This is a genomic window from Streptomyces oceani (genome assembly GCF_001751245.1).
GTDB classification, from domain to species: Bacteria; Actinomycetota; Actinomycetes; order Streptomycetales; family Streptomycetaceae; genus Streptomyces; species Streptomyces oceani.
On the sequence record NZ_LJGU01000166.1, the window covers coordinates 6,847 to 29,856 of the forward strand.

The 23,010-nt window shown below is 72.6% G+C and carries 22 protein-coding genes and 1 pseudogene; 11 read left to right on the forward strand and 12 right to left on the reverse strand.

Annotation, left to right across the window (positions count from 1 at the left end):
* Nucleotides 1-191 precede the first annotated feature (191 nt).
* The 5 genes from AN216_RS26125 to AN216_RS26145 all read left to right on the forward strand — a co-directional run bounded on the left by AN216_RS26125 (nt 192) and on the right by AN216_RS26145 (nt 4,927).
* Nucleotides 192-686, forward strand: a complete 495-nt coding sequence (locus AN216_RS26125; RefSeq protein ID WP_070199203.1) for an RsiG family protein — start codon at nt 192-194, stop codon at nt 684-686.
* Between the two features lie 211 nt (nt 687-897).
* Nucleotides 898-1,959 (forward strand): asparaginase, encoded by a 1,062-nt coding sequence (locus tag AN216_RS26130; RefSeq protein WP_070199223.1) that lies wholly within the window; start codon nt 898-900, stop codon nt 1,957-1,959.
* A 148-nt stretch (nt 1,960-2,107) separates the two neighbouring features.
* Nucleotides 2,108-2,881: a nucleotidyltransferase domain-containing protein gene (locus tag AN216_RS26135; protein ID WP_070199204.1), complete on the forward strand. Its 774-nt coding sequence runs from the start codon at nt 2,108-2,110 to the stop codon at nt 2,879-2,881.
* 138 nt (nt 2,882-3,019) lie between these two features.
* On the forward strand, nt 3,020-3,631 hold the full coding sequence (locus AN216_RS26140) for a HEAT repeat domain-containing protein (RefSeq protein ID WP_070199205.1): 612 nt from the start codon (nt 3,020-3,022) through the stop codon (nt 3,629-3,631).
* Between the two features lie 42 nt (nt 3,632-3,673).
* Nucleotides 3,674-4,927, forward strand: coding sequence for a GNAT family N-acetyltransferase (locus tag AN216_RS26145; RefSeq protein ID WP_070199206.1), 1,254 nt, complete (start codon nt 3,674-3,676; stop codon nt 4,925-4,927).
* 60 nt (nt 4,928-4,987) lie between these two features.
* Here AN216_RS26145 and AN216_RS26150 read toward each other — a convergent pair whose 3' ends face one another.
* From AN216_RS26150 to AN216_RS26170, 5 genes are all read right to left on the reverse strand, one after another.
* Nucleotides 4,988-7,237 (reverse strand): MMPL family transporter, encoded by a 2,250-nt coding sequence (locus AN216_RS26150; protein WP_079167019.1) that lies wholly within the window; start codon nt 7,235-7,237, stop codon nt 4,988-4,990.
* A 255-nt stretch (nt 7,238-7,492) separates the two neighbouring features.
* Complete coding sequence (locus tag AN216_RS26155; RefSeq protein ID WP_070199207.1) at nt 7,493-7,930, reverse strand: PIN domain-containing protein; 438 nt, start codon at nt 7,928-7,930, stop codon at nt 7,493-7,495.
* Nucleotides 7,927-8,196, reverse strand: coding sequence for a ribbon-helix-helix domain-containing protein (locus AN216_RS26160; RefSeq protein ID WP_070199208.1), 270 nt, complete (start codon nt 8,194-8,196; stop codon nt 7,927-7,929). Before AN216_RS26160 ends, AN216_RS26155 begins: the two co-directional genes overlap by 4 nt.
* A 54-nt stretch (nt 8,197-8,250) precedes the next feature.
* Nucleotides 8,251-8,916 (reverse strand): response regulator transcription factor, encoded by a 666-nt coding sequence (locus AN216_RS26165; RefSeq protein WP_070199209.1) that lies wholly within the window; start codon nt 8,914-8,916, stop codon nt 8,251-8,253.
* Nucleotides 8,913-10,199, reverse strand: a complete 1,287-nt coding sequence (locus AN216_RS26170; protein ID WP_070199210.1) for a sensor histidine kinase — start codon at nt 10,197-10,199, stop codon at nt 8,913-8,915. Before AN216_RS26170 ends, AN216_RS26165 begins: the two co-directional genes overlap by 4 nt.
* 87 nt (nt 10,200-10,286) lie before the next feature.
* Here AN216_RS26170 and AN216_RS26175 point away from each other — a divergent pair, with 87 nt between their 5' ends.
* Nucleotides 10,287-10,712 (forward strand): ankyrin repeat domain-containing protein, encoded by a 426-nt coding sequence (locus tag AN216_RS26175; RefSeq protein ID WP_070199211.1) that lies wholly within the window; start codon nt 10,287-10,289, stop codon nt 10,710-10,712.
* A gap of 29 nt (nt 10,713-10,741) precedes the next feature.
* On the opposite strand, the gene hemC is transcribed toward AN216_RS26175, so the two are convergent.
* Together hemC and AN216_RS26185 are read right to left on the reverse strand one after the other, a co-directional pair.
* A complete protein-coding gene (hemC, locus tag AN216_RS26180) occupies nt 10,742-11,677 on the reverse strand; it encodes a hydroxymethylbilane synthase (protein WP_070199212.1) in 936 nt (311 codons plus the stop codon).
* Nucleotides 11,678-11,759: 82 nt separating this feature from the next.
* Nucleotides 11,760-12,395, reverse strand: a complete 636-nt coding sequence (locus AN216_RS26185) for an ArsR/SmtB family transcription factor (RefSeq protein ID WP_170843233.1) — start codon at nt 12,393-12,395, stop codon at nt 11,760-11,762.
* 162 nt (nt 12,396-12,557) lie between these two features.
* Here AN216_RS26185 and AN216_RS26190 point away from each other — a divergent pair, with 162 nt between their 5' ends.
* Both AN216_RS26190 and AN216_RS26195 read left to right on the forward strand, forming a co-directional pair.
* Nucleotides 12,558-13,862 carry an MFS transporter gene (locus AN216_RS26190; RefSeq protein WP_070199213.1) on the forward strand — a complete coding sequence of 435 codons (1,305 nt, stop codon included), beginning with the start codon at nt 12,558-12,560 and terminating at the stop codon, nt 13,860-13,862.
* A complete protein-coding gene (locus AN216_RS26195; protein ID WP_070199214.1) occupies nt 13,856-14,383 on the forward strand; it encodes a GNAT family N-acetyltransferase in 528 nt (175 codons plus the stop codon). The genes AN216_RS26190 and AN216_RS26195 overlap by 7 nt, the downstream gene beginning before the upstream one ends.
* Nucleotides 14,384-14,395: 12 nt before the next feature.
* On the opposite strand, the gene AN216_RS26200 is transcribed toward AN216_RS26195, so the two are convergent.
* The 3 genes and pseudogenes from AN216_RS26200 to AN216_RS26210 all read right to left on the reverse strand — a co-directional run bounded on the left by AN216_RS26200 (nt 14,396) and on the right by AN216_RS26210 (nt 17,775).
* Complete coding sequence (locus AN216_RS26200) at nt 14,396-15,526, reverse strand: MerR family transcriptional regulator (protein WP_070199215.1); 1,131 nt, start codon at nt 15,524-15,526, stop codon at nt 14,396-14,398.
* 148 nt (nt 15,527-15,674) lie between these two features.
* On the reverse strand, nt 15,675-16,433 hold the full coding sequence (locus AN216_RS26205) for a MerR family transcriptional regulator (protein WP_070199216.1): 759 nt from the start codon (nt 16,431-16,433) through the stop codon (nt 15,675-15,677).
* Between the two features lie 113 nt (nt 16,434-16,546).
* Nucleotides 16,547-17,775: pseudogene (locus AN216_RS26210) on the reverse strand (MFS transporter).
* 60 nt (nt 17,776-17,835) lie between these two features.
* On the opposite strand from AN216_RS26210, the gene AN216_RS26215 reads away from it, so the two are divergent.
* Nucleotides 17,836-18,915 (forward strand): ArsR family transcriptional regulator, encoded by a 1,080-nt coding sequence (locus AN216_RS26215; protein ID WP_070199217.1) that lies wholly within the window; start codon nt 17,836-17,838, stop codon nt 18,913-18,915.
* A 123-nt stretch (nt 18,916-19,038) separates the two neighbouring features.
* Here the strand turns inward: AN216_RS26215 and AN216_RS26220 are convergent, their stop codons facing one another.
* Nucleotides 19,039-19,728: a DUF2848 domain-containing protein gene (locus AN216_RS26220; RefSeq protein ID WP_070199218.1), complete on the reverse strand. Its 690-nt coding sequence runs from the start codon at nt 19,726-19,728 to the stop codon at nt 19,039-19,041.
* 207 nt (nt 19,729-19,935) lie between these two features.
* Here AN216_RS26220 and AN216_RS26225 point away from each other — a divergent pair, with 207 nt between their 5' ends.
* Both AN216_RS26225 and AN216_RS26230 read left to right on the forward strand, forming a co-directional pair.
* The gene (locus tag AN216_RS26225) at nt 19,936-21,306 is read left to right on the forward strand and encodes an MFS transporter (protein ID WP_070199225.1); all 1,371 of its coding nucleotides are present in this window, start codon (nt 19,936-19,938) and stop codon (nt 21,304-21,306) included.
* A gap of 5 nt (nt 21,307-21,311) precedes the next feature.
* A complete protein-coding gene (locus AN216_RS26230) occupies nt 21,312-22,106 on the forward strand; it encodes a carbon-nitrogen hydrolase family protein (RefSeq protein WP_170843235.1) in 795 nt (264 codons plus the stop codon).
* Between the two features lie 44 nt (nt 22,107-22,150).
* On the opposite strand, the gene AN216_RS26235 is transcribed toward AN216_RS26230, so the two are convergent.
* A complete protein-coding gene (locus AN216_RS26235; RefSeq protein WP_070199220.1) occupies nt 22,151-22,777 on the reverse strand; it encodes a GntR family transcriptional regulator in 627 nt (208 codons plus the stop codon).
* Nucleotides 22,778-23,010 lie beyond the last annotated feature (233 nt).

Consider the following 23,010-nt stretch of genomic DNA (forward strand, 5'->3'; position numbering starts at 1 on the left):
CGCGGGCGGACACGGCGGCGAGCGCCCGCCCGGGGCCGGACGGCGTGCCCGCGAGCCCCTGCCTGGACGAGGACCCGGCTGATCCCGCCGCGACTGTCGGTGGCCCTGACTGTGGTCCTGACGGGCCCGCTGATTCCCGCGGTTCCGCCGAACCGGCCGCGTGCGCGGGCCCGCGGCCCAAACGACACCCAATGCTGCGGCACCGCGCGGCGCCGGACCTTCCGCGGCTCGACCTGCTGGAACTGCGCGCGCTGCGCCGGCGGTCACAACAGGACGAGGCCGATCTGAGCTACGTACGCCGGCTGTTGCAGGGCCGGATCGACATCCTGCGCGCGGAGCTGGCACGACGCTCCGCCCAGTCCGCCGAGCTGATCGAGCTGTTGCCGCAGATCCTGGCCGACGGGCCGGCCCACCAGCGTTCCTCGGCCCGGCATGTCACCGTCGGCACCCCGCACAGCGAGGAGTACCGGCAGCTGGCCGAGGACATGCTGGCCGAGGTGGAACTCTCCGACCTGACGGCCCGTACGGCCGTCGAGCTGGACGCCGCGATGGACCGCCTCCGCGGTTTCGAGCAGGAGGTCTCCCAGGGGCGGCAGTCGCTCCAGCAGACCGCGGACGGCTGCAACGCGGAGATCGCCCGGCGGTACCGGGACGGCGAGGCACAGGTGGACGACCTGCTGCCGTGAGGTGGCGTGCACGGGCCGTACGGGCCGCGCGCACGGCACAGGCCGCACGGGGCCGCAGGCGTCCGCCAGCCTGCTCGGTGCGGGCCGCCGATCGGCTGCCGCTACCGTGAGGGGACAGCAGCACATCCCGCGCGCAGCCACTCGTACGCCGAGATCCGGCGGGGTGCCGGCACGCCGGGAACAGCCCGGAAACCCGAAGCGGAAGGCCACCATGCCCGCCACACCCGCGCACGACTCCACCGACCGCGAGCCGGACGCGCGGCGCCCGCGAACCGGACGCGCCGCCGCTGAGGCCCCTCCCGGCGCGCCACGCGTCGGACCCGCGCACCGGCCGGCGTCGCCCGTCCTCGCGGAGGTGGTGCGCTCCGACTTCGTGGAGGGGCTGCATCGCGGTTCGCTGGTCATCCTGGACGCGGACGGCACCGTACGGGAGTCCCTGGGCGACGTGGCGTCGCCGATCCTTCCCCGCTCGGCGAACAAGCCGGTGCAGGCCGCCGGCACACTGCGTGCCGGCCTCGAACTGTCCGGCGAGCGCCTGGCCCTGGCCGCCGCGAGCCACTCGGGCGAGCCCCGGCACCTGGAACTGGTGGAGAAGATGCTCGCCGAGCACGACCTGACCGAGGCGGACCTCCAGTGCCCGTACGACCTGCCGCTGGACCGTACGGAGGCGGAGCGCCACCTCGCCGTTGGACAGCGGCGGAGCCGGGTCGCCATGAACTGTTCCGGGAAGCACACGGCGATGCTCGCGGCCTGCCGGGCGAACGACTGGCCGCTGGACACGTACCTGGAACCAGCCCATCCGCTCCAGCGGCTGATCGCGGAAACCCTGCGCACCCTCGCCGGCGAACCGGCCGCGCACACCGGCACGGACGGCTGTGGCGCGCCGCTGCTCGCCGTGTCGCTGACCGGACTGGCCCGGACGTTCCGGGAGTTCGTACGCGCTCCGGAGGACAGCCCGGAGGGCCGAGTGGCGCGGGCGATGCGCGCGCATCCGGCGTACGTCGCGGGCAGCCGGCGCCATGACACCTGGCTGATGACCGAACTGCCGGGCACGCTCAGCAAGATGGGCGCCGAGGCGGTACAGGCGGTGGCGCTGCCGGACGGGCGGGCACTGGCGTTCAAGCTCGACGACGGTGCCGCACGGGCGCTCGCGCCGGTGCTGGCGGGGGCGTTGCGACGGCTGGACGTGACCGGCCCGGTGCTCGACCGGCTGGCCGAGGCGCCGCTGTGGGGCGGCGGCCAGCGCGTGGGGGAGATACGTCCGGCGTTCTGACGTGCCTGCCGCGCGGGGGACTCCGTACGGACGGTCGCGTAGGGGCGGTCCCGTACGGAAATTCCCTTGCGGGCGCGCCGTGCACGAGATGGTGTCGGGGGCGGCGCCTCACCCGAAACGGCGCCTCACAGCGTGCGAAGGAGACCTCTTGACCACTCCCAAGGCCATTGACGATCAGCGCTTCCTCGGCCGGCTCGCCGACCGGCTCGCCGCGCTGCCGGGCTGCGTCGCCGTGACACTGGGCGGGTCCCGCGCGGAGGGCACGCATCGGCCGGACAGCGACTGGGACCTGGCGCTCTACTACCGGCGGGATTTCGACCCGGACGACCTGCGGGCGCTGGAACTGCCCGGGGAGGTGTCCGACCTCGGCGGCTGGAGCAGCGGGGTCTTCAACGGCGGCGCGTGGCTCACCGTGGAGGGACGTCGGGTCGACGTGCACTACCGCGATCTCGACGTGGTCGAGCGGGAACTCGACCGGGCGGAGCGGGGCGAGTTCGACGTCGAGCCACTGCTGTTCCACCTGGCCGGCATTCCATCGTACCTGGTGGTCGGGGAGTTGGCGGTGCACGAGGTGCTACGTGGCGAACTGCCCCGCCCCGACCGCTACCCGGAGGCGCTGCGCGAGACGGCGCGGGGGCGCTGGCACGGCACCGCGCGGCTCGTACTCAGCTACGCGAAGGGCAACTTCGCCCCGCACGGCCGACTGACCGAGACCACGGGCTCGCTGGCCACGGCTGCGGCACAGGCCGCGCACGGGGTGCTCGCGGCGCGCGGCGAGTGGGTGACCAACGAGAAGCGGCTGCTGGAGCGGGCCGGGCTACGCGAGATGGACCGGATCGTCGAGGGCTTGACGGCCGACGCGTCGGCACTCCTGCGGTCGGTCGACGCGGCGGAGAAGCTGCTCGACCGGGCGGCGACCTGACCTGTTCTGACCGGCTAGGGTTCGGGGCGGGTCGGTTTGATGAGTCGGATCGGTCGGATTCCGGTGGCCGGGGAGCGGGCCCCGCGCGCCCGCCGTCGCGGCGACGAGACAGCACAGCACGACCGTTGAGGAGCAACCGTGAGAGTTCCGGCGTACCGGACGGCGCGTCATGTCCTGCGGCCCGAAACGGGTTGGCCAGAGGTCGCCGCCCTGGCGGACGAGCTGTCCTGGCCTCTGGTGTACGACGTGCCACGGGACCGCGCCGAGGGACTGGACGGGCATATGATCTGGGAGTCCCCGCCCGACGTGCTTCCCGCCGCGGTATCCCTGCACTACACGACGGACCAGATATCCGGCGTCGGGTACGTGACCCTGGCCGGCGACAGCGAAACCAGGGTCACGCCGTATGCGGAACGTATGGAGCGGGCGCTGCGCCCGTGGCGTACGCAGGAACTGCTGGCGGAGCTTTCCGCCGAGGGTGACGACGTCGAACGCGGGAAGCTCGCCCTGCGGCTCGGCCTCTCGGTCTCCGGGGAGTACGTGCCCGAGGTGTCCCAGGCGCTGCGGGCGCTGCTCCGCGATCCGAACGACCAGCTCCGGTACGTCGCGCTCTGGGCGACCTCCTTCACCGAGTACGGCGAACTGCTGCCGGACCTACGCGCGTTGGCCTCAGGCGAACCGGAGGAGTACGTCCGGGAGCGGGCCGCCGCGCTGGTTGGAGCGCTGGAGGAAGTGGCCCACCTGGGCTGAAAAGCGTGTGCGCGGCCGTGTGGGGCGCTCTAGCGTGCTGGGATGAGCATCGATATCCGCGCGGTCACCGGCGACACCTTCCCCGACTGGTTGCGGGCGCTCGAGACCGGATTTCTGGGCGAGCCCCGGCAGCTCGGCCCCGAGGAGGCCGCTGTCCGTGGCTGGGATATGGACTTCGACCGGGTCCAGGGTGCCTTCGACAAGGACCGCTGTGTCGCCACGTTCCGCACCATCCCGCTGGGACTCACCGTGCCCGGCGGGGCGGTGGTGCCGAGCAGCGGCGTCTCGGCGGTGACCGTCACACCGACGCACCGCAGGCGCGGCCTGCTGACCCGGATGATGACGAACGCGCTCGACGCGGCCGTGGAGCGCGGTGACGCCTGCGCCACGCTGATCGCCTCGGAGTATCCGATCTACGGACGCTTCGGCTTCGGTCCGGCCACCTGGTCCGCGGACTACGAGGTGGAGGTGCACCGCTCCGGGCTCGATCGGCACCATGCCGGGCCGGCGAATGGCGAGGGCGGCATCGAACTGGTCGACCCGGCCGAAGTCCGGCGGCTCGGACCCGAGTTGCACGAGCGCTTCCGGGTCGATGCGCACCGGCAGGGCGCCATCAGCCGGAACGAACGGCACTGGGCGAGGGCCACCGGCCAGATGCGGTACGAGGGGGACTCGCACGAGCCGCCCTACTGGGCGCTCTACCGGGACCCGGCGGGAGTGCCGCAGGGCCTGGCGGCGTACACCGTGCGCAGCCACTGGGAGGCGAAGGTCCCGTGCGGCAGCGCCACGGTGAAGAGCCTCTTCGGCACCACCCCCTCGGCCGAGCACGCGCTGTGGCGCTACGTCCTGGCCCTGGACTGGGTCGCCACGGTGCGCTCCGGCCCGCTCGCCCCGGACACTTCGCTGCCGCTGCTGCTGCCCGACCCCCGCGCCGCCCGGCTGGCGACGTATGCCGACTTCCTGTGGCTGCGTCCGCTGGATGTGCCGAGGCTGCTCGAGGCGCGTACGTACGCCACCACCGGAAGCCTCGTGCTGGAGGTGACCGACCGGAAGGGCCCGGCCGAGGGGCGGTACAAGCTGGACGTGGCGCCGGACGGGGCGAGTTGTGTCCGGACCACCGCGACGGCCGATCTGGTGTTGGACGTCGGCGAGTTGGCGACGCTCTACCTCGGGGACGAGTCCGCGAGCCGGCTACTGGCCCTGGGCCGGGTGGACGAGGTCTCGACGGGTGCGGCGGCGCGAGCGGACCTTCTGCTGCGTACGGCGAACCGCCCGTGGTGCCCGGACAGTTTCTGAGGCGGCGGCCACCGGACGGCCCGCTGGCGGCCCGGGACCGCACCCGGGTACGGCCGGGACTCAGCGCTCCAGCTTCACCCTCGGCAGCACCTTCGCCAGCGGTCCGGGCAGCCACCAGGCCCGCAAGCCGAACAACCGCATCACGGCCGGCACGATCAGGCAGCGGATCACCACCGCGTCCAGCAGGATCGCCACCGCCAGGCCCAGCCCGAACTGTTGCAGCATCCGGTCCGGACTCATCATGAAGGCCGCGAACACCACGATCATGATGGCCGCGGCGGCCGTGATCACCTTGCCGGTGTGCGCCAGCCCCTCTCGTACGGCCAGCGCCGGCTCCTTCGTACGCTCCCACTCCTCGTGAATCCGGGAGAGCAGGAAGACCTCGTAGTCCATCGAGAGCCCGAAGACGATCGCGAAGATCATCACGGGGATGAACGCCTCGATGGGCCCGGGTTGCACCCCGAACCAGCCCTCCTGGAAAACCAGCGTGATCACGCCCAGCGAAGCTCCGATGCTCAGTAGGTTCAGCACGGCCGCCTTCAGCGGGATGAGCACCGAGCGGAAGACCGACATCAGCAGCAGCGCCGACAGCCCCACCACGATCGCCACGAATAGCGGCATCCGGTCCGCCACCGTCGAGGAGAAGTCCAGTGCACCGGCGTTCGAGCCGCCCACCAGGAACTCCGTGTCGGTGCGCTGCTCCACCGGCGGCAGGACGTCCTCCCGCAGTTCGGTGACCAGATCGTCTGTCTGCTCGCTCTGCGGGGCGGACTCCGGATAGACGATCACCAGCGCAGCGGACGGGTCCTTCGTCGGGATCGGCGGCGAGGAGTCCGCAACCCCGGGAGCGGCCCGTAGCTCCTCGTGCAGCACGCCGGCCGCGGGCTGCACGCTCTGGCCACGCTCGCCGTCCGCGACCACCATCAGCGGACCGTTGAAACCCGGCCCGAAGCCCTCGGCCAGCAGGTCGTACGCCTGCCGGGTGGTACTGCTCGGCGCGTCGTTCCCCGCGTCGGCGAAGCCGAGCCGGAGGTTCAGGGCGGGCGCGGCCAGCGCGCCGAGCGCGACCACCGACACCAGCAGCGCCACCACCGGGTGCCGCTGTACCCCGCCGCCCCAACGGCGCCACCTCGTGCCCTCGGCGGGACGTCCACGGTCAGCCTGGCGCTGCGCCCGCCTGGCGACGTTCCGCTGGATACGGCCGCCGAACACACTCAGCAGGGCGGGAAGCAGCGTCAGCGAGGCCAGCATGGTGACCAGCACGGTCAGCGCCATCGCGAGGGCGACGCCCTGCAGGGAGCCGAGCCCGAGTGCGAACAGTCCCAGCAGCGCGATGATCACCGTACAGCCTGCGAAGAAGACACTCCGGCCGGCGGCATCCATGGCGATACGGGCGGCCCGTTCCCCGACCTCCCGGGTGCCGGTGCCCGCGCCGTCCGCCCCGGCACCCTGGCCGCCCGGCGCGCTATCGGCCTGCCGCAGCAGCTCGCCGCGGTATCTCGAGAAGATCAGCAGCGCGTAGTCGATGCCGACGCCCAGCCCCACCAGCATCATGAGGGGCGGGGTGAAGTCTGCCAGCGTCACGAAATGCGAGGCCAGGATGATGAGCCCCATGGTGCTGCCCACCGCGAACACCGCGGTCACCACCGGCAGGCTGGCGGCGACCAGCGAGCCGAACAGGAATACCAGGATCACCAGCGCGCCCAGCATGCCCGCGCCCTCAGCCGCGCCTCCGCCGCCCTCCTCAGCGGCCCGCACGGCCTCGCCGCCCAGCTCGACCCGCAGCCCGTCCTGCCCGTCGATCCGCTGAGCGGTGTCCATGATCCGCTTGGTGTCCTCGACCGGCATCTCCTCCGCGGCCACGTCCAGCGTGACCGTGGCGTACCCAATCTTCTCGCCCCGCGCGACGGCGGAGGAGTCGGCGTACGGACCGCGCACCTGCGCGACCTTGTCCAGGCCCTCGACCTCGCCCAGCATGCCGGCGACCCGCTGTCTGGTCCCGGCGTCGCGAATGCCGTCCTCGTCCTGCAGCACGATCTGCACGCTGCCGCCGGCCTGGGCCGCGCCGTGCTGCTCCATCACCTCGGTGGCGTGGTGCGACTCGGTGCCGGGGAGCGAGAAGTCGTTCCGGTAGTCGTCCCCGGCCATCCCCGCCACCACCTGTACGGCGATGAGCACGGCCGCCCACAGCCCCAGGGCCTGCCACTTGTGCTGGAAGGCGTAGGCCGCGATGCGTTCCAGGATGCCAGGGCTCGTACCGCCGCCTCCGCCACCGCCGGCAGACCGCTGCTCGGTCCGTCCGATACCCATGCTGCACCTCTCCCGCTGGTCCCGGGTGCTTTGCAACCACCGGGAACGATCGACGGGTTCAGCATGGGCCCGCGAGGTACGGCCACGCGTCGGCCGGGAGTCAACACCTGCCTTACGTCACGAGTTGCGGCCACCGCCGGGCACGTACCCCAGGTGTTGCGGTAACCCCCGACAAGTCCCTGACCGAAACCCTGAGTCGACCCCTGAGAACCGCATGCCGCCCCAGCCCACCCCGGGCAGCTCGCGCCGCGTCGTTCAAAGGTCATCCGGCAACAATCGGAACGCCTTGTGCGGGCCGAGCGGTACGACGGCCCGAAAGTCCCGACGGTCGAGAGTGAGAATCGTGTCCGTGTCGTAGTCCCGGGCGAGGACGACGTTGACGGCGTCGGTGAGGTCCAGGTCCAACGCGGCGTAGTGAGCGCGCACCATCTGCGCCTGCTCCACGGTCGTGGCGGTCACCTGGGCGAGTTCCGCCCGCTTGGCACGGACTCGGCGGCACAGGTCATCCACCGCTTCGGTGGCGGCACGTCGCCCGAGTTCCCTGGTGGCCAGGTGGTCGAGTTCGCTGAGGATCACCGGGGACACGACCAGCACGCTCGCTCTCTCGAGTGCTTCCCTGGCGCCGGGCCCATCGGGGTGACCCGCTTCCAGCGCGGCCAGCAACCCCGAGGTGTCAGCGACAATGAGGATCACGCCGCGCTGCCCCTGGTGTTCCGGTATCGCTCGGCCTTCTCCCGCCACATCTCCTCGGTCGCCGACTCCGTGTCCGTGACCTCTCCGGACACCGGCGGATAGGTCCGGCTGAAGAACGGCTCATCCCACTGCCGTCGGGCCAGTGCCGCTCGGTGAACAGCCTGTCGGATGATCTCGGCCTCCGACACCCCTTCCCGTACGGCGGCTTCCTTGATCACTGCCAGGTCGTCCGCCTCGACGTACACCGTCGTCCGCTTGAGCGCCATGCCACATATGGTACTGCGTATGGCAGGAGTGCTCCACGGCTCTGCCAGCGACCACTACCCCAGCCAGCCCGGCGTGATCATCCCGGACTCGTACGCCAAGATCACCAGTTGCGCCCGGTCCCGCGCCCCCAGCTTCGTCATCAGCCGACTCACGTGCGTCTTCGCCGTCGCCGGGCTCAGCACCAGCCGCTCGGCGATCTCGTCGTTCGACAGCCCCCGCCCCACCAGCCCCAACACCTCCCGTTCCCGCCCGGTCAGCGTGCCCAACGCGGTCTCAGGCTCCGGGCGTCGCACCCGTTCGGCGAAGTCCGCGATCAGCCGACGGGTCACCGTCGGGGCGATCAGCGCGTCGCCGCGAGCGGCCACCCGCACGCCGTGCAGCAGCTCCGTCGGGTCGGTGTCCTTGAGCAGGAAGCCGGACGCGCCCGCGCGCAGCGCGCCGTACACGTACTCGTCCACGTCAAAGGTCGTCAGTATGAGGACGTGTACCTGCCCGAGCCTGGAGTCGGCGGCGATGTCCCGGGTGGCCTGCAAGCCGTCCCGCTCCGGCATCCGTACGTCCATCAGCACCACGTCCGGCCGTAGTTCACGCGCCAGCCGCACCGCTTCGAGGCCGTTAGCCGCCTCCCCGACGATCTCGATGTCCCCCTCACAGGACAGGATGGAACGGAACCCGGCCCGCACCAGCTGCTGATCGTCCGCCAGCACCAAACTGATCATGTGCCATCCCCCGCAGGCAACGTCGCCTCCACTCGGAAGCCCCGTACGCTACCGGAGCCGTCCCGCGCGTTCCCGCTCGTCAGTGCGCCGCCCAGCGCCCGCGCACGCTCCGCCATCCCCTCCAGGCCGCTCCCGTCAAGCTCCTCGTCCGGCGGTACGCCCTGCCCGTCGTCCTCGATCATCACCCGAACGTGCGGCCCGGTGGCGGATGTCGGATGCCCGCCCGTGCGCTCGTAGCGCACCGTGACGGTCGCGGAGGTGGCGCCCGCGTGCCGTACGACGTTCGTCAGCGCCTCCTGCACGATCCGGTACGCCGCCTTCTCCACCCGGGACGAGAGCGGCTGCGCCTCCTCGGGCACCGCCAGTTCCGTACGCACCTCCACGCCCGCCACCCGCGCCCGCGCGGCCAGCTCGGACAGCTGGGGCAGACCCACTTCCGCGGGCGCGGTCGGCGCCTCCTCCTCGACCTGTCGCAACAGGCCCAGGGTGGAGCGCAGTTCGCGCAGCGCCTCCTTGCTGGTGCTGCGTACGGTCTCCATGGTGGGCACCATGCCCTCGGCGGCATCCGGAGCCGCGCCCCCGCCCGGAGCCGGAGCCGCGGCCGTGGTCGGATTCGCACCCAGTCCACGGGCGTGCCGGTGAAGGGCAGCGGTGGCCTGGACGTTGATCAGCGAGATGTTGTGGCCCAACACATCGTGCAACTCACGGGCGATCCGCAGCCGTTCCTCCGTCGCGGACTGCCGGGCGCGTACCTCCTTCTCCCGCTCGGCCGCTGCCCGTTCCCGCTCGGCCGCTCGGGCGCGCTCCTCGACTTCCCGCAGGTACGCCTGCCGGGACCGCATGGCGTGACCGACCGCGATCACTCCGACCAGCCAGCCGGTGAGCAGGAAAAGGGAGGTGTCGTCCACATGCCGTTCGCCCGACGGCCCGATCTCCACCACGGTGATGCCCAACATCGTGACCGCGCCCAGCGTGACCGCCGCGGTCAGATGCCCCTCCAGCGCGACGGTGAACAGCGCGAACGCGTAAATCAGCAGCAGCAAGGGCGTGTCGCGGTACGCCAAGGGGAAGAACGCCGCCGCACACAACAGGGTGAACACCGCGACCTGCACCGGCCACCGCCGCCGCCAGCGCAGCGACGCCGCCCCCGCACCGGTCAGCGACCAGACCAGCAGCACCCGTGGCACGGAGCCGCCGGGCCGCGTGACGATGTCCCAGGCGATCATCGTGGCGAGCGCCAGGGCTCCCACGACCAGCAGCACTCGCTTGATGGTTGAGGACACGGGACGAAGCGTACGTAAGGTGGTCCCCGGTGGAGCACCTCATCCGTGACCCCACCCGCCCACACAGCGAGGAGAGGACGGCCCGCGATGAGCAACGCGCCGATGCCGGAGAGCGACGAACCAGCACACGACCCCGAGGTGTTGCAGCTCGCCGCCAAGATCTTCGACCTCGCCCGGCACGGGGACACCGACACCGTGGTGGCCTACGTCGACGCGGGAGTGCCGGCCAATCTCAGCAACGACAAGGGCGACACACTGATCATGCTGGCCTCCTACCACGGCCACCCGGCGACCGTACGCGCCCTGCTCCAGCGGGGCGCCGACCCGAACCGGCCCAACGACCGGGGGCAGACGCCACTCGCCGGCGCCGTCTTCAAAGGCGAGGACGAGGTGGTCGACGTCCTGCTGGACGGCGGTGCCGACCCACGCGGCGGACAGCCGTCCGCGCTGGACACGGCGCGGATGTTCGAGAAGACGGAGCTGGTGGAGCGGTTCTCCCGGCCCGCCGGCTGAGCCCCGCCGCGAGCGGGCGAGCGGCCGGTTCAGTGCGGGATCGAGTCGATCAGCTCGCGCGCGCCCTGCCGCAGCAGCGCCACCGCCACCGAGGTGCCGAGCGTCGCCGGGTCGAGCGGGCCCGCCCACTCGTGCGCGTCCAGCACCGTCTTGCCGTCCGGGCTGAAGGCGCGGGCGCGCAGCGACAGCCGACCGTCCCGTTCCGCCCGGGCGTAGCCGGCCAGCGGCGAGTTGCAGTGCCCCTGCAGCACGTGCAGGAACATCCGCTCGGCGGTGGTCTCCCGCCAGGTGGCCGGGTCGCCGAGCCCGGACACCGTGTCGATGGTGTCGGTGTCGTCCTCCCGGCACTGGAGTCCGAGCACCCCGGCGCCGATCGGCGGGCACATCGTCTCGACCGACAGCGTCTCGGTGATCACGTCCGTACGCTCGATCCGTTCCAGCCCGGAGACCGCCAGCAACAGCGCGTCCGCCTCGCCGTCCGCGAGCTTCCGCATCCGCAGGCCGGCGTTGCCGCGCATCGGTACGCATTCCAGGTGCGGGTGGGTCATGGCGAGCTGCGCCACGCGACGTACCGAGGAGGTGCCGATCCGGGTGCCGGCCGGCAGCTCGTCCAGGGTCAGGCCGCCGGGGTGGATCAACGCGTCCCGGATGTCGTCCCGCTCCAGGTAGGCGGCGAAGAGGGTGCCGGCGGGCAGCGGACGGTCGGCCGGCACGTCCTTCATGCAGTGCACGGCGAGGTCGGCGTCCCCCGCGAGCAGGGTGGCGTCCACCTCCTTGGTGAACGCGCCCTTGCCGCCCAGCTCGGACAGCGAGCCCAGCCAGCGGTCGCCGGAGGTGGTGACCGGCACGACCTCCGTACGGATACCGGGGTGTTGCCGGGCCAGTTCGGCGCGCACCCGCTCCACCTGGGCCAGGGCCATGGGCGAGGCCCGGGACACGATACGGATCAGCTCAGCGGTGGCCATGTGCCCCACGATAGAGCGTGCCACCCGGTCGCCGGCGAAGGGCCCCTCCGTGCCGGCCGGGCGGGGCAGACGGCAGGGCCGGTCAGGCGTGGTCAGGCGCTGGTCGGTCCTGGGCCGGGCCAGCGCCGTCCTCCGTGTCAGCGTGCTGGTCACGCTGATCCTGCTGGGCGCTCTGATCCTGCTGGGCGCTCTCGCCGGTACGTCCCCCGGCGGCACCGCCGTCCCGCATCGGGAAGGCCATCACGGACAGCCCGACGCGTTCGGTGCCCGGAGTGCGCGGCGGCCGGGCCGACTCGTGCAGTTCCATGGCCAGTGCGGCGAGCCGGTGGCGTACGTCCTGCCACACCGACGGCTCCACCCACAGTTCCGCGTCGACGGTGACGCCCTCGCCGCCGGGGTCGCGCTGGGCGACGCGTTCCCGCAGCGTGTGCGCCAGCGTCTCGGCCAGCAGTGGGGAGCCGTCCCGCTGCTCCGACAGGGGCGCGCCCCGCACGGCACGGTAGCGGCGCTCGCGACCGCCACGGCGGGTGCGTTCCTCGGCCAGTTCGGCGAGTCCGACGGTACGCAGCCGGCGCAGGTGCTGGCTGGCCAGGGCGTGCGAGACGCCCAGCTCCCGGGCCAGTTCGGCCGCCGACATGGGACCCGGCCAGATCAACGTCATCATCCGGAGCCGCAACGGGTGGGCGAGCGCGCGCAGTACGGGGTCGGGATCGGTCACCCGATCAGTAAAACGCATGGGACCTGCTCGATACCCCCTAGCATTTGATTGGGGGTATTCTGCGCTGGTCCTCACTGGCCTTCGCCATCCGCTGCCGGCAACGACACGGCCCGTACCGCTGGATCGGGGGGCCAGCGCGGAGACCGACCGAAGGGGTGAGGTGTGGACCGGCAGACACGACGAGTCCTTCGGAACCGCGACGCCGCCCGCTACCTCGGCGGCGTCACCGTCTCCGCGTTCGGCGACGCGGCCATGTCGCTGGCCGCCGGCATCTGGGTCAAGGAACTGACCGGCTCCAACGGCCTCGCCGCGCTGGTCACCTTCTGCTACTGGCTGCCGGGCTTCGCCGGCCCCGCCATCGGCACGCTCGCCGACCGGGTACGCCGCCGGCCGCTGCTCGTCGCCGTCCATCTGCTGCTCGCCACCGTGCTGTTGCTGCCGTTGGCGGTGCGCTCGGCGGACGAGGTCTGGCTGCTGTTCCTCGTGCTGACCCTCGTCGGCACCGGCGCCGTGCTCAGCGACGCCGCCGAGGTGGCCGTGGTGACCGCCGTCGTCCCGGACGAACTGCGCGGCGACCTCAACGGGCTGGCCCGTACGGCCGTCGAGAGCGCCAAGCTGCTCGCCCCGCTGGCCGGGGCCGGACTGTTCACGACGCTCGGCGGCCACGCGGTGGCGCTGCTGGACGCCGCCACCTTCCTGCTCGCCGCCGTGGCCTTCGCGCTGCTGCGGATACGCGAGACCACGCCCCCGCCGCGCCGGCGGTCCTGGCGCCACGAGGTCCGAACCGGGGTCCGCTACCTCCGGCGGCATCGGCTGCTGCGCGGGATGACGCTGGCCGGCGCGGCGGCGATGACCGCGGCCAGCCTGAGCAGCACGGCCCTCTTCGCGCTGCTGGACGGTCTGCGCCAGCCAGCGGCGTTCGCCGGAGTGCTGACCGCCGTCCAGGGGCTCGGCTCGGTGGTCGGCGGGCTCGGCGCGGGCGCGCTGCTGCGCCGGATGCCCGAGCGAACCTTCGCGGCGCTCGGCGTCGCGGTGTTCGCGCTGGGGCTGCTGGCGCGTGCCACGCCCTGGACACCGGTGGTGTGCGGCGGCAGCCTGCTGATCGGGCTGGGACTACCGTTGCCGCTGATCGCGGCGCTCACCGCCGTACAGCGGGAGACCCCGGGCGAGTTGACCGCACGGGTGGCGGCCACCGCGCACACCGTGATGTTCGCGCCCACCGGCCTGGGGCTGCTGCTCGGTACGGGCCTGGTGGCCAGCCTGGACTATCGGGTGCAGGTGCTTCTCGCCGCCGCCGTCGCCCTGGCCGCGGCGGCCGGCCTGGTCCGCGGCGGCCGCACGAGCGACGAGCGTACGAGCGACGGCGCGCGCGAGGCGAAGGGCGGCGCGCGTACGGATCACGACCGCACGGGTCACCGGCGGGAGGACACGAGCGGGACGGACGAGGACGAGGAGGAGACGTGCTGAGCACCGCGAGACTGAACCTGCGACCGCTGACGACCGCGGATGTGGACGCGCTGGTCGCGCTGCACGCCGACGCCCGGGTGAACCGGTTCGTGCCGGCCTTCTCCCCCACCCAGGCACGGGAGCGGCTGGAGCGTGTCGAGGCGCAGTGGGCGGAGCGCGGACACGGCCTGTGCGCCGTCGAACTGCGCGACACCGGTGAGTTCATCGGCCGTTGCGGGCTGAACCACTGGCCCGAGTTCGACGAGGTCGAGGCGGGCTGGACGCTGGCTCCCCGCCACTGGGGACACGGTTACGCCACCGAGGCCGCCCGGGCCTGTGTGGACTGGGGGTTCGACACGCTGGACGTCGACTACCTCACCGCCATGATTCACCCCGAAAACGAGCCCTCCGCCCGGGTGGCCCACCGCCTCGGCTTCGCCCCACGCCGGCAGGACACCCTGTTCGGGAAGCCGATCACGGTGTACGCCCTGGACCGGCCGCCGGCGCCGAACCACCCGACGGGCGGAGGCGAACGGCGCTGACCGGGCCCGCCCTCACTCCGCCGGTGGCAGCACATCCGCGACCACGCAGCTGATGTTGTCCGGGCCGCCGGCGCGGTTCGCGGTCGCGACCAGTTCCCGTACTGCCCGCTCCGGCTCGGCGTACGACGTCACCGCGTGCCGCAGGTCGGCGGAGGGGACGACGGCGGACAGGCCGTCCGAGCACAGCAGATAGCGGTCGCCGGGCCGGGACTCGCGCAACCGCACCTCCGGGGTGGCCGTCTCCCCGGACCCGCCCAACGCGCGTACGAGCAGCGAGCGTTGTGGGTGGGTGGCCGCCTCCTCCTCGGTCAATCGGCCCTCGTCGACCATCGACCGCACCAGGGTGTGGTCCTGGGTGATCTGCCGCAGTTCGCCGTCCCGCAGGAGGTACGCCCGGGAGTCCCCGATGTGCACCAAGGCGAGTCGGGAGCCGGCCCAGAGCATCGCGGTGAGCGTGGTGCCCGCCTCGGCCGGCTCCCTACCGGCCGAGGCGACGCCCCGCACCGCGCTGCCCACCTGGTCGAGGGTGTCCTCGAGGATGTTCAACAGCGCGCCGGCCGGCACCTGCCGCCGCGGTTCCTCAAGGCAGCGGAGCGCCTCGATCGCGGCCTCGCTGGCGGGCGCGCCACCGCTGCCGAAACCGTCGGCGACGGCGAGCAGCCGCTCTCCGGCGTACGCGGTGTCCTGGTTGCTCTCCCGCACCAGGCCCCTGTCGGACAACGCGGCGTACCGGATCTCCAGGGGTCGCTGAGCCGGATCGGGCTGCTCGTACCGCTCGGGTTGCTGGTCTCGCGACATCACCGTGTCCTTCCACGACAGTTGGTCGATGAGGAAGGCGGCCAGATCCCGCCGGGCGGCGGTGTCCCGTTCGACCCGCGCCCAGTACGCCCGTACCTCTCGCGCGGCGGCGCCCGGGCCCAGCCCGCACACCCGCTGGATGTCCGCGAGCGGCATGCCCAGCCGGCGCAGCCAGGCCACCAGACGCGCCTGTTCCAACTGCTCGGGCTCGTACCGGCGGTAGCCGTTGGACGGATCGACCCGGGCGGGCGGGAGCAGGCCGAGGCGGTCGTAGAGTCGTAGCGCCTTCGGCGACAGCCGGGACAGCCTCGCGAACTGCCCGATGGTCAGACCCTCCGATCCCATCCCCTCACCCGTCCCTCCACGCGTCCTCATCCCGGGCCCGACGCCCGGTACGAACGATGCTGTGCCCGGTCCCAAGGTCAAGGTCAACGGCCCGGCCCGGCCCGGCCCGGCCCGGCCCCGGCTACCCGTACGCCGTCCGATCCGCCGGTCAGTCGAGTCGGGCCTCGGCGTAGACGGTCATGGCGTCCCGCTGGTACTCGGCCAGCCCCTGCGCCACCGTGTCGTACGCCGACCGCCACTGCGGGTCGTCGACGTACGTCCGCGCCAGGTTGACGAACGCCGCCGCGCTCGGCGTCCACGACCGGCGGATCGCCCGGTAGTGCGCGTCCACCTCCTCCTGTACGGCCGCGTCGTCCGCTGGCCGACCCGCCGCCATCAGCCGCGCCATCCGTACGAGTTGCTCCGTGGTCTCCCGCCGCATCCGCTCCCAGTCCTCGGCGGTGAGCGTGTCGGCGTACCGCTGGGCCTGCGCGGCCTCCTCGGGCCACTTCCGCTCGGCCTCGGCCTCGTGCGCGGAGAAGTCGAAGCCCTCGAACAGGTTCTCCGGCTCGGTGATCCTCGTCATGCTGCTGCTCCGTTCTGACTCGAGTGCGTCGATGGTGCGGCCGACCGTGCGGGCCAGCGTGTCCAGCCGGTCGCGTTCCGCCAGCAGGCGCCGGTGGTGCTCCCGTAGTACGGCCGTCCGGTCGGCCTGGCGGCCGAGGATCCCGGCGATCTCGCGCAGCCCCAGATCCAACTCCCGCAGCAGCAGGATCTGCTGGAGCCGGAGCAGCTCGGCCTCGCCGTAGAGGCGGTGTCCGCTGCTCGCGTGACCGGCGGGCGGCAGCAGGCCGATCTCGTCGTAGTGCCGCAGGGTCCGGGACGTCACCCCGGACATCCGGGCGACCTCCGCGATCGACCAGGTCATGCCGTGTCCTCCTGCTGTCCGGGGCGCGTACGGGGCGTTCCCGACGGCCACTGCACCGAACGTAGAAGTTGACGCGGCGGAAAGCGCAAGCACCGCGAGTACGGGGCGGGCCGTCACCGGGCACCCTCGTCGGCGGGACCGTCCGACGGTCCGGAAGCGTCCGCCGGTCCGGGAACGGTCGCCGCCACCCTCGGGCGCAGGCCCGGCGCCAGCGCCAGGGTGACCGCGACCGAGACGGCGGCGAGGACGGCCATGGCCGTGGCGGGCGAGGTGTACTGGGCGAGCGCGCCGCCGAGCGTGGCACCCACGCCCTGCATGGCCAGCATGCCGGAGGAGTGCAGGCCGAGCGCCTGCCCGGTCAGCTCGTCCGGGGTGAGGGCGAGCAGTCGTTCCTGTAGCAGCAGACTGGCCGCGAAGCCGACCGAGGCGAGCGTCACCGCCGCCACCGCGAGCGGCAGCGCCGGGTCGAGCGCGAACACCAGGAAGGGCGCGGCCAGCAGCAGCCGCATCGGCGCACCGAGCCGTTCCCGCCAACGCTTCGGTACGAACCGCCCGGTCAGAGTGTCACCGGTCAGCATGCCGAGCGCGCCGCAGGCGAAGAGCAGTCCGGCGTGCTCGGGCGCGTACGACACGTACAGCGCCTCGCAGCCGACGATCAACCGTTCGGCACCCACAGCGCGAGGTAGACGTAGCGGCGGGGCGGGGCGGACCACAGCCGCGCGTTGGTGCGCCAGGTCGCGGCGATCGACGGCCGGCCGGTGGCGCGCGGCACGCGGTGGCTGAGGCCGAAGCGGGCGAGCAGCGCCGCGACGGCGTACAGCGCGGCGCCGACCAACAGCGCGCCACGGGGCGAGAGCAGCGCCAGCAGCAGCCCGCCCGCCGCGTAGCCGCCGATCTGGGTGCAGCCCACGGTCATGTTCAGGACGGAACGGCCCAGCAGGTAGCCGTCCTTGGGCAGGATCTCGTGCAGCAGCCCGTACCGTACGCCGCCGCCCACCGAGGCGATCAGGCCGAGGCAGAACAGCAGCGTGAAGGCGGCCCAGACCGGCAGTCCCGGGATGGCCTGCGCGACGTCGCATACGGCGAACAGCGTGGCGAGCCCGGCGAGCGCGGCCCGTGGGGGCAGCCGGTCGGCGGCGGAGAGCAGCGTACTGGCCCCGACCAGTTGGGCGAGCGAGGGCCCGAACATGGCGAGCGCGGACAGCAGCGGGGAACCCGTCGACGCGTAGATGAGGGTGCCCAGCGCCAACCCGCTCGTGGTCCCGGCGGCCACCTGCACGGACGAGGTCAGGAACAGCGGGGTGAACTCGGGCGTGCGGAACAGCTCTCGGTAGGTGCGCATGGCCGGAGAGTCTGCGGAGGCCGCGCGCGGGGCCGTTACTGTTTCGTGGGGAGGCGAAACATGGGCTGCTGGGAGATCAGTACGGACACTCTCGCGGGCAGCCGGTTCGTCGTCTCCGAGCTGGCCGAGACCACCGCGAGCCTGCTGACCCTGGAGCGCGGCGTGGCCTCGCACCCGGGCGAGCGGGACTGGCTTGCGGCCCACCGGGGCGCGTACCAGCGGCGGTTGGCGGCCGATCCGGTCACCGCGCGGCTCGTACGGGAGGGGTACGGGGTCCGCTGGTTGGCGGACTTCCTCACCCCGGTGCCACCGGACGGCGGCGAGGCGGCCGGCGGGGCTGCCGGCACCGCCGCCGGCACGGACACCACCGTCGCGCGTGCGCCGCGGTTCGCCGAGGAGCTGCGGCTGGTGCGCGAGACACCACCGGATCTCGCCCGCCAGGACCTCGGCGCGCCCCTCGGCGGACCACTCGGCAGGCCGCCAGGCGGACAGCCGCCCGCCGAGCTGCGGCGGGACGATCTGCCGTCGCGCGCGGCCGCGTTGCTGGGGTGGGTGTGGGCCGAGACCGTGCTGCCGTACTGGCCACGGCGCGCGCGGATCATCGAGGCCGACGTGGTGGCGCGTACGGACCAGCTCGTCCGGGGCGGCTGGGCCGCCGCGCTGGACCGCATGCGGCCGGGGATGCGCTGGCTCGGCGGCGGCCGGCTGCAGATCAACACCCAGGACAATCCGCCGCGTACGATCGCTGACGCCCGGCTGCTCTTCGTGCCGGTCACCTCCGCCAAACACGGCTGGGTGGCCTGGGACCGGCCGGCGCCCGGGACGGGCAAGCGGCGACGGTACGCCGTGGTGTACCCCTGCGCGGGCGCGCTCGCCGATCCGGAACGCGTCCCGGTCCCGCGTGCCCTGGGCGCGCTGCTGGGGCCCGTACGGGCACGGATGCTGGTGCTGCTGGACGCGCCGAAGAGCACCAGCCAGCTGGTGGCGCTGACCGGCCAGGGCCTGGGCTCGGTGGGCGGCCATCTCCGGGTGCTGCGCGAGGCGGGCCTGGTCCGGCGGCGCCGGTCGGGGCGGTCGGTGCTGTACTTCCGTACGGCAGCCGGCGACGCGGTCGTACGGGCGCCGAGCGACGGCGGGTAGGGACGGGGGCACGCACGGCCGGGCACGCGTGGGCACCACGGGGGTGTACGGACCGCCCGGACAGGCGCGCGGCCCGTACGCCCAGGCTCGCGCGAAGCCGGGCCTCCGGCCCGCGCCGCCCCCTCAGCCGATGGGCTCCGGCATCGGCCGCACCTCGTAGGCCAGGTCGATCTCGTGGCCCGTACGCGGGTCGGCGAGCTGAACCCGCCAAATGTGGGCGAACTGGTCGATGTCCGGCACCATCGGTATGGTGCCGGACAGCAGTACCGTGCCCGGTTCCAGCTCGCCACGCTCCCGCAGGACCTCGACCCAGTAGGCGGGGGCGAGCAGCTCGCCGGCGGTGCCGTCCTGGATGAGGCGCTCGCGGCCGTCCGAGTCGGTCACCCAGGCGCGCAGGGTCAGTTCGTCGAGGTGCTCCGCCACCTCGGCCAGCGGCCAGGCGCGGTCGGCGAGGACGTCAGGGCTGGCGTTCTTGCTCCAGGCCACCCCGTATGCCTCCAGCTGCCGGTCGGTGTGGTCGCACACGGCGGTCAGCAGCGGCTCGCCGGTGTCGTCGACGACGAGGGCCCACTCGGCCTCGCCGGACGTACGGGCATGCTGCACGGCGACCCGACGGGTCTGCTGTGCCAGGTAGGGCGAGACGGGATAGAGCGCCGGGGTGGTGTCCGGAGCGGGCACGCCCAGCTCGGCGAGTTCGGCGACGTGCGCGGCGACGTCGGCCTGGCTGCGGCCCGCGTAACCGGCGTTGAACAGCCGGGTGACGGTCACGGTCCGCTGGCTGTCGTCCGGCAGGGTGAAGGTGAGGACCGACACGATTTCTCCAGTTCAGAGGGTTTTCGGGGAGATCGATGCCGTCTCCCTATTGCGCATACGACCTGTATACAGCAAGTATGCTCGATGTACGACAGCAGGTTCGGCACCCGTAAGGGGACACAGCCAGTGGCAGAGAACGAGGAAGCCGGGGCGACAGCGAGCACCACCCCGGAGCCATCCGAGCAGCAGACCGACCGCGGGACCCTCCTGCGCGCCTTCACCGCCAGCCTCACCGGCACCTCGCTGGAGTGGTACGACTTCGCGGTCTACTCCGCGGCCTCCGCGCTGATCTTCGGGGACCTCTTCTTCCCGTCCGACGACCCGCTCACCGGCACCCTGCTCGCCTTCTCCACGTACGCGGTCGGGTACGTCTCCCGTCCGCTCGGCGGCTTCGTCTTCGGCCGGCTCGGCGACGTCATCGGCCGGAAGCGCGTGCTCGTCGCGACGCTCGTCCTGGTGGGAGCCGCCACCTTCCTCATCGGCTGTCTGCCCACGCACGCCGTCGCCGGGCCGATCGCCCCGGCACTGCTGGTGCTGCTGCGCTTCGCGCAGGGCGTGGGCGTCGGCGGCGAGTGGGGCGGCGCCGTGCTGCTGACCAGCGAGTTCGGTAACGCGCGACAACGCGGCTTCTGGGCCTCCGCCGCCCAGGTCGGACCACCCGCCGGCAACCTCATGGCGAACGGCGCCCTCGCGGCGCTCGGCGCCCTGCTGACCGAGGAGCAGTTCCTCAGCTACGGCTGGCGCATCGCCTTCCTGCTGTCCGGGGTACTGGTCGCCTTCGGGCTGTGGATTCGGACGAGCCTGGAGGAGACACCGGTCTTCAAGGGCATGGAAGCCAGCGGGGAACGCCCCGAGGCGCCCATCCGGGAAGTCTTCGCCACCCAGCGGCGCCCGCTCGCGGCGGCCATCCTGTGCCGCGTGGCACCGGATGTGGTGTACGCGATGTTCACCGTGTTCGTCCTGACGTACGCCACCCAGGAGCTGGACATGGCGCGCGGTGAGGCGCTGACCGCCGTGCTGATCGGTTCCGGTCTGCAGATCTTCCTGATCCCGCTCGCCGGCGCCCTCTCGGACCGCTGGAACCGCCGCCGACTGTACCTGGGCGCGGCGCTCGCCGCGGGGGTGTGGCCGTTCCTCTTCTTCCCGCTGGTGGACACCCGCTCGTGGCCGCTGCTGGCCTTCGGCGTGATCGTCGCGCTGGCGATCCACTCTGTGATGTACGGCCCGCAGGCGGCCTTCGTCGCCGAACAGTTCACGCCTCGGCTGCGCTACACCGGCTCCTCCCTGGCGTACACCCTGGCCGGAGTCATCGGCGGTGCCGTCGCACCGCTGATCTTCACCGCGCTGCTCGGCGAGTTCGGGGTGTGGCTGCCGCTGGCCGGCTACCTCCTGGTCGCCGCGGCGGCGACGGTCGCCGGCGTACTGCTGGGGCGCGACCCGGACCTGGACGAGGACGCGGAGTACAGCAAGCTGGTGGACACCCCGACCACCACGCCGGATAGCGCGCCCGGGGCCGGGCAGGACACCGTACGGGCGACCGCCGTCGGATCGCCGCAGCTGCGAAAGGAGACGCCGTGACGACCCTGCGAACGGCCCTGTGTCAGTTCACCGCCGGCGCCGAGCCCGAGGAGAACCTTCGCGCCCTCGATCGGCTCGCCGAACGGGCGGCGGCCCGTGGCGCCCAGCTCGCCGTCTTTCCGGAAGCGTCGATGGCCCGTTTCGGGGCTCCGCTCGGGCCGGTCGCCGAACCGCTCGACGGCCCCTGGGCGGACGGCGTACGCCACCTCGCCCAGCGGCACGGACTGACCGTGGTGGCCGGCATGTTCACTCCCGCGTCCGAGGGCCGGGTGGCCAACACGCTGCTGGCCACCGGGCCGGAGGTGGAGGCCGGCTACGACAAGATCCACCTGTACGACGCCTTCGGCTTCCGCGAGTCCGACACCGTCGCACCCGGCCGGGAGGTCACCACGATCGACGTGGCGGGGGTGCGGGTGGGCCTGGCCACCTGCTACGACGTCCGCTTCCCGGAACTGTTCCGGGCACACGCGGACGCCGGCGCCGCGCTGTCCGTACTGCCCACGTCCTGGGGCGCGGGACCGGGCAAGCTCGCGCAGTGGGAACTGCTCACCCGGGCCCGCGCACTGGACGCGACCGTGTGGCTGGCCGCCGCCGGCCAGGCACCGCCCGACCCGGCGGCGGACCTCGAGGAGCGTACGCCGGCTCCGACCGGCATCGGCCACAGCGCGCTGATCGGTCCGGACGGGCGGGTGCGGGAGCAGGCGGGCGTCGGGGAGGAACTGCTCGTGGCCGAGGTGGACGTGGCCGAGACGGAGCGGGTGCGCCGGGCCGTGGCGGTGCTGGACAACCGGCGGCTCTGATCCGGCTGCCCCGGCGCGTGCGGGCGCGGGGCCGGCGTGGGTGCTCAGCCGTCGATGAGGATGCGGCGGGTGGCGGCGATGTGCTCGTCTATGGCCACGCACGCCACCGCCGCCTGGCCGGCCGCCAAGCCGTGGAGGATGCGCCGGTGCTCGACCAGCACCTCGTCCTGCCGACCGCCCGACTGGTAGAGCGCGACGACACCCGCACGGATCTGTCGGCTGCGGAGGGCGTCGTACTGCTTCGTCATGAGGTCGTTGCCGACCGCCGAGACCAGCGTGGCGTGGAAGTGGTGGTCGGCGTCGATGAACTCCTTGGCGTTCTCCTGGCCGCGGAGTCCGTTCTGCCGCGTCAGGATGTCGTCCATCTCGCGCACCGGGACGGTGCCGGTGGCGACCGTGCGCTCGGCGGCGTACTTCTCCAGCACGCCGCGCATCTCCATCAGTTCGCCGATCTCCCGGCCGGACAGCGGCGCGATGTACGCTCCCCGCTTCGGTACGAGACTGACCAGCTCCTCGGCGGCGAGCATCAGCAGCGCCTCCCGGATAGGCGTACGGGAGACCCCGATGGCGTCGGCGATCATCTGCTCGGACAGGAACTCGCCCTGCATCGCGGGATCGGTGAGGACGGTGTCCCTGAGATATCCGTACGCCTTCTGCCGTCCCGACTGCACCGTCAGCTCTCCCCTCACCGCTGTTTGCATACAACGTGTATACAGAACGTACCACGGTGAGCGCCCGCGCCCGAACTCCAGCGCGACGGCCCGGCCCACCGACGCCGTGCCACCTGGGTCCGGCGCCGGCGCGTACTGCCGGGAAGCGTGACCGAACTCGCCGAGTACGGCACCGTCGGTGCGGCGAGTACGGTCACGCGGAGGGTCAGTCCTGCGCCAACCCGGCGAACAGG

Coding starts and splice junctions, on each gene's coding strand:
- AN216_RS26125 (WP_070199203.1), top strand. CDS start 192: ATGCTGCGGCACCGCGCGGCGCCGGACCTTCCGCGGCTCGACCTGCTG.
- AN216_RS26130 (WP_070199223.1), top strand. CDS start 898: ATGCCCGCCACACCCGCGCACGACTCCACCGACCGCGAGCCGGACGCG.
- AN216_RS26145 (WP_070199206.1), top strand. CDS start 3,674: ATGAGCATCGATATCCGCGCGGTCACCGGCGACACCTTCCCCGACTGG.
- AN216_RS26150 (WP_079167019.1), bottom strand. CDS start 7,237: ATGGGTATCGGACGGACCGAGCAGCGGTCTGCCGGCGGTGGCGGAGGC.
- AN216_RS26160 (WP_070199208.1), bottom strand. CDS start 8,196: ATGGCGCTCAAGCGGACGACGGTGTACGTCGAGGCGGACGACCTGGCA.
- AN216_RS26165 (WP_070199209.1), bottom strand. CDS start 8,916: ATGATCAGTTTGGTGCTGGCGGACGATCAGCAGCTGGTGCGGGCCGGG.
- AN216_RS26175 (WP_070199211.1), top strand. CDS start 10,287: ATGAGCAACGCGCCGATGCCGGAGAGCGACGAACCAGCACACGACCCC.
- hemC (WP_070199212.1), bottom strand. CDS start 11,677: ATGGCCACCGCTGAGCTGATCCGTATCGTGTCCCGGGCCTCGCCCATG.
- AN216_RS26200 (WP_070199215.1), bottom strand. CDS start 15,526: ATGGGATCGGAGGGTCTGACCATCGGGCAGTTCGCGAGGCTGTCCCGG.
- AN216_RS26205 (WP_070199216.1), bottom strand. CDS start 16,433: ATGACCTGGTCGATCGCGGAGGTCGCCCGGATGTCCGGGGTGACGTCC.
- AN216_RS26215 (WP_070199217.1), top strand. CDS start 17,836: ATGGGCTGCTGGGAGATCAGTACGGACACTCTCGCGGGCAGCCGGTTC.